Source organism: Anaeromassilibacillus sp. SJQ-1, assembly GCF_046693725.1.
Taxonomy (GTDB): Bacteria; Bacillota; Clostridia; order Oscillospirales; family Acutalibacteraceae; genus Anaeromassilibacillus.
In genome coordinates, this window is record NZ_JBKEIV010000025.1 from 1 (window position 1) to 4,546 (window position 4,546).

The window sequence follows — 4,546 nt, forward strand, 5'->3', positions numbered from 1 at the left end:
ATACAGTGAGAGAGGGCGATACTCTTTGGAATATTGCCAAAAACTTTGGCACGACGGTCAATGATATTGCCCGATATAATGGCCTTGTTGACACGGATGTGCTTTACCCAGGTCAAAAACTAAGGATCTTCGTACCGGATACCAATACGAACACAAGCGTACCAAAATGGTATGTAGTACGTCCCGGCGATACGCTATCTAGAATCGCAGAGAAATATGGAACGACCGTACAACGCCTGATGTGGCTCAATGACATCGCAGTGCCGGATCTGATCTATCCAGGGCAACGTTTGCGGATTCGTCCGTAAACGTCTGGACATAAAAATCCCCGTCCCACAACTTACAAGCGTGCGGACGGGGATTTTGTCCTTCCTCTTAATGGATTTGTTATGAGACAGGATTGGGATTTTGGCTGTATTGCATGACCGTTCCCCATAAATCACCGGAAAAGGCACGGTATTCTTCCTCCGTGATGGATTTGGGCCAGCTCATAATCAGAAGCTGATGAGGAGTGCATCCCTTTTGATAGGAAGGATGCATGTAGAAATATCCATCGTAATGAAATCCCAAACGCTCGTAAAATCCCTTTCTACGAATGGATATGTCATCGACAGGCGGATTCGATTTCTAAAGATCACGCGGTCTCTTTGATTACAAAATTCTTTGAGACATTGAGAACCAATCCCATCTCCGCGAAGATCGGTTTGGATAGCGAAATGTTCAATGTAGCTGTATCCGCTGAATTCCCAATAAAACATCAGACCCAAAAATTCTTTCCCATCCCAGATGCTTTCACAGTAAAACTGCGGATTCGTCAGAGCTCGGATATGTTCGTCGAGCCCCCTTTGCTTACGGACTGGAAAGCTAGTTTGATAGAGTGCAAGGGCCTTTTGAAACCCTTCACTGTCTGTGGTTGTGTGCCGGATAAACTGCATAATGCTATTTTCCCCTTTTTGTAAAGCTTTATGGATGATTTCTCCATACTTTTTCGTATATTTGCAATTTTTATTTTAACATATGTATCGCTAAAAGTCACGGGGGAGCAAGTGGCATTCGGTGGAAAGTGGAGAGCTTCCCCAGGTTTCATATGGGAAAGACCCCTGTTTGATGGCAAATCGGAATATCCAGTGGAGGTATAACGGAGATTCGTCGGAAGATGGAGAAAAATTTACATATTGTTAATTAAATATCTGTAGCGGATATAGTAGAATACTAAATAGTCCATTTTGCAGAAATTCGCATGAAAATTGAGCAGGCGCGGCGAGGTTCCCTTTGGAATTTGCACGTGCATGGCGGGCGTTGCCCGCAGAGCACCATAAGGAGGGTGACCTCGTGTTTGGATATATCAGACCTCAAAAGTTTGAGTTGCGTGTGCGCGAATATGAACAGTATAGAGCGGTTTATTGTTCTTTATGTCGGCAATTGGGCGACCGTTATGGTATCTTTGCCAGGATGACGCTCAGTTATGACTGCACGTTCTATGCGTTGTGGATGATGGCTTTACACAAAAGGTGTCCAAGTTTTCAAGAGGGACGCTGTGTGGTCAATCCGATGAAAAAGTGCGGATTTTGTACAGGTGGGGAGCGTGAACTGCGTTTGGCCTCCGCACTTTCAGTGATTATGGTCTATCAAAAGGTGCGGGACAACATAGCCGATGACCGCTTTTTAAAGCGTTTACGGTCGTATTTTATGCTTCCTTTTGTCTCTCGAATGCGCCGGAAGGCGGAAAGAGACTATCCTGAATTGGATAAAATTGTCGCTTTGGCAACCATGGAACAGGCAGCCGCAGAACAGAATCCTGGGAAAAGTATTGACTTTTATGCGGAGCCTTCTGCCAAGATGATGGAGCAGGTGTTTGCTTTTGGCGCAGAAGCTCCGGAATTGAGCCCCGAAGACCGTCTTGTGCGGCAGGCGGGGTATTTTTCAGGCCGCTGGGTCTAATATTATAGATGCAGCGGACGACTTGGAAAAAGATTTACGCGAAGGGGCTTTTAACCCTTTTATTGTGACAAAACAATTACAGTCCAATTGTTCCCCGGAGCGGCTGAAAGAAGTGAAAGCAGAGGCAAACCAGATTCTGAATGCGACGCTCTCTCAGTTGATCGCGGTGGTTAATTTGATGGACCTGCAACCGTTTGGTTCGATTGTTACCAATGTGATATTTCTCGGCCTGCCGGAAATGCAGCGAGCAATCCTGTTTGAGAAGGAGAAAGAAAAGCATGTCGGACCCGTATAAGATTTTGGGAATCTCTCCCACTGCGACGGATGATGAAGTCAAAAGTGCTTATCGCACCTTGGCGAAAAAATATCATCCAGACAATTATGCCGGAAGCCCGGTCGCAGATCTCGCGGACGAGAAAATGAAAGAGATCAACCAAGCCTATGACACGATTATGGCCCAGCGTAGAGGGCATACTGCTGGAAGCGCGCAACAACCGAGCGGAGGTTATAGACAGGGTATTCCTGACGCCAATTCTCCGTTCCAGCTTTAGCGATGTGCGGAATTTGATTATGACGGGTCGACATAGCGGATGCAGAACAAATTCGAAACGGGTGTTCCTGGTGGAGGGCGCGATGCAGAATGGCATTTTTTGAAAGGAACCGTCCTGTATAAACGTGGTTGGATGGAAGAAGCATATAACCATTTTTCCAGCGCCTGTCAGATGGACCCCAATAATATGGAATATCGGGCGGCGATGAACCAAGCGATCAACCGTCGAAATGGCGTTTATGGCGGGTACAATCCCAATGCCCAGCCTGTAGGTGGGTGTAGTTTCTGCGCATATTTGCGCGACTGCGATTTGCTGTGATGCCTGTTGCAACCCGTTTGGCGGAGGCGGTTGCTGTTGAAAAACCATACGATGAAGCTGGCGTTCAGTGGAATGCTGGTGGCGTTGAGCACAGCGCTGATGTTTCTGACCAATTTGTTCCCGGTTGCTTCTTATACACTGCCGGCTATAGCAGGGGCATTATGGATATTATCTGTGATTGAGTTGGGGAAGGGATGGGCGTGGCCGTCGTTTGTGGCTTCATCTTTGCTGTCGTTTTTGGTAGTGGCGGATAAAGAAGCCGTAGCGATGTTTGTTCTCTTCTTTGGGTATTATCCCATCCTGAAGGCCTATTTTGAACAGTTTTCGAGGAGATTTCTCCACTTGGTTGGCGGTATCCGTCGTTCAATGTGGCTATGATCGTGGAGTTTATTCTTTCCATTCATCTATTAGGAGTCCCAGAAGAAAGTTTCACGGTCTTTGGTGTGTACCTTCCTTGGGTGTTTTTGTTGATTGGAAATGTTGCGTTTTTGCTGTATGATTATTGCCTTTCTTGTTTAGTGGTTGTCTATTGCCAACGCATGCATAAGAATGTACAGCGGTGGCTTCACCTGAAATAAAAGCTTGATTTTTCAAAACTTTGGTTTTAATATAGAGTGGAACCGTTTTTGCCATTTATTTGGAGAAAACAGCTCCACTATTTTTTGCATTAATTTGGAAAAGTGCCGTCGTTTTCCGCGCGGAACGTGGCGGCAAACCTCATGAAATCTACCGCGCGGGGATGGGATTTGAAATGAATAACTTGTTGACCGTCAGAATTCAAGACAAGATGACCAGTTTTTCAAAGGGCCAAAGGCTGATTGCAAAATATATATTGGAGCACTATGACAAGGTGGCGTTTATGACGGCCGCACGCCTGGGCGCTACAGTGGGGGTGAGCGAATCTACTGTGGTGCGTTTTGCCACAGAGATCGGTTATACTGGGTATCCGGAGTTGCAGCAGGCCATGCAAGAGATGATCCGGAATAAGCTCACGTCGGTTCAGCGGATGGAAGTCACCGCCAATCGCATTGGAGAGAATGATATTCTCGACTCGGTGTTCAACCAGGACATCGACATCATTCGGCGGACCATGGAAGAGACATCCCATGAAAACTTTTATAAAGCGGCCGATGCAATCGCCTCGGCTCGAAAGATCTATATTTTGGGGGCGCGCAGTTCCTTGGCGTTGGCGACTTTTTTGTCCTACTACATGCATCTGCTGTTTGAAAATGTACTTCTGGTGCAGTCCACCAGCGAAGGAGAGATCTTTGAGCAGATGATCCGCATTGACGAGAACGACGTGGTGATCGGCATCAGTTTTCCACGTTATTCCCGCAAGGCGGTAAAAGCGATGAATTTTGCCCGGAAACGCGGCGCAAGGTTGTGGCTATCACAGACAGCAATTTACTCACCGTTGGCAGAGCCAGCAGACTATTTGCTTTTGGCACGCAGTGATATTGCTTCGATTGTCGATTCCCTCTGTGCACCGCTCAGTTTAATTAATGCCCTGATTGTCACCATAGCCCTGAAAAAATCCAATGAAGTCAAAAAGGTATTCCAGAATCTGGAGGACATCTGGGACGAATATGGAGTTTATGAAAAGGTGGATGAACACAAGAGTGAGCCAACTGAAAGCGGCGCACCAAAAACGCGAAAGCGTTTCACGATAAATGCGAAATCTCACACCAGTATGGAAGTCGTTCTGGTTAATATCGGCTGCATAACCGAACGAGTAA

General features: G+C 46.6%; 9 protein-coding genes. 7 read left to right on the top strand and 2 right to left on the bottom strand.

All coding sequences use genetic code 11. The features are described 5' to 3' along the window. Positions 1–308 (top strand): LysM peptidoglycan-binding domain-containing protein (locus ACGCCZ_RS06865; RefSeq protein WP_411655628.1); only part of this gene is annotated, 308 nt, incomplete at its 5' end. Between the two features lie 186 nt (positions 309–494). Here the strand turns inward: ACGCCZ_RS06865 and ACGCCZ_RS06870 are convergent. Then, positions 495–935, bottom strand: a complete 441-nt coding sequence (locus ACGCCZ_RS06870) for a GNAT family N-acetyltransferase (protein ID WP_411655629.1) — start codon at positions 933–935, stop codon at positions 495–497. Between the two features lie 397 nt (positions 936–1,332). Between ACGCCZ_RS06870 and ACGCCZ_RS06875 the strand changes: the two genes are divergently transcribed. Genes ACGCCZ_RS06875 through ACGCCZ_RS06895 form a run of 5 tightly spaced genes read left to right on the top strand, consistent with a single transcriptional unit; the run spans position 1,333 to position 3,188 of the window. Further along, on the top strand, positions 1,333–1,941 hold the full coding sequence (locus ACGCCZ_RS06875) for a DUF5685 family protein (protein ID WP_411655630.1): 609 nt from the start codon (positions 1,333–1,335) through the stop codon (positions 1,939–1,941). 22 nt (positions 1,942–1,963) lie between these two features. Next, the gene (locus ACGCCZ_RS06880) at positions 1,964–2,236 is read left to right on the top strand and encodes a DUF5685 family protein (protein ID WP_411655631.1); all 273 of its coding nucleotides are present in this window, start codon (positions 1,964–1,966) and stop codon (positions 2,234–2,236) included. After that, entirely contained in the window at positions 2,220–2,492 is a 273-nt protein-coding gene (locus tag ACGCCZ_RS06885) for a J domain-containing protein (RefSeq protein WP_411655632.1), read from the top strand. The genes ACGCCZ_RS06880 and ACGCCZ_RS06885 overlap by 17 nt, the downstream gene beginning before the upstream one ends. 39 nt (positions 2,493–2,531) lie before the next feature. After that, on the top strand, positions 2,532–2,810 hold the full coding sequence (locus ACGCCZ_RS06890) for a hypothetical protein (RefSeq protein WP_411655633.1): 279 nt from the start codon (positions 2,532–2,534) through the stop codon (positions 2,808–2,810). Between the two features lie 36 nt (positions 2,811–2,846). After that, positions 2,847–3,188, top strand: coding sequence for a hypothetical protein (locus tag ACGCCZ_RS06895; protein ID WP_411655634.1), 342 nt, complete (start codon positions 2,847–2,849; stop codon positions 3,186–3,188). A gap of 51 nt (positions 3,189–3,239) precedes the next feature. Here ACGCCZ_RS06895 and ACGCCZ_RS06900 read toward each other — a convergent pair whose 3' ends face one another. Further along, a complete protein-coding gene (locus ACGCCZ_RS06900) occupies positions 3,240–3,443 on the bottom strand; it encodes a hypothetical protein (protein WP_411655635.1) in 204 nt (67 codons plus the stop codon). A gap of 118 nt (positions 3,444–3,561) precedes the next feature. On the opposite strand from ACGCCZ_RS06900, the gene ACGCCZ_RS06905 reads away from it, so the two are divergent. Next, positions 3,562–4,546: MurR/RpiR family transcriptional regulator (locus ACGCCZ_RS06905; protein ID WP_411655636.1), on the top strand; the 985-nt coding region annotated here is incomplete at its 3' end.

Bases quoted from the DNA above. Each gene is read 5' to 3' on its own strand.
- ACGCCZ_RS06890 (WP_411655633.1), top strand. From the start codon at position 2,532: ATGCAGAACAAATTCGAAACGGGTGTTCCTGGTGGAGGGCGCGATGCA.
- ACGCCZ_RS06900 (WP_411655635.1), bottom strand. From the start codon at position 3,443: ATGGCAAAAACGGTTCCACTCTATATTAAAACCAAAGTTTTGAAAAAT.
- ACGCCZ_RS06885 (WP_411655632.1), top strand. From the start codon at position 2,220: ATGTCGGACCCGTATAAGATTTTGGGAATCTCTCCCACTGCGACGGAT.
- ACGCCZ_RS06870 (WP_411655629.1), bottom strand. From the start codon at position 935: ATGCAGTTTATCCGGCACACAACCACAGACAGTGAAGGGTTTCAAAAG.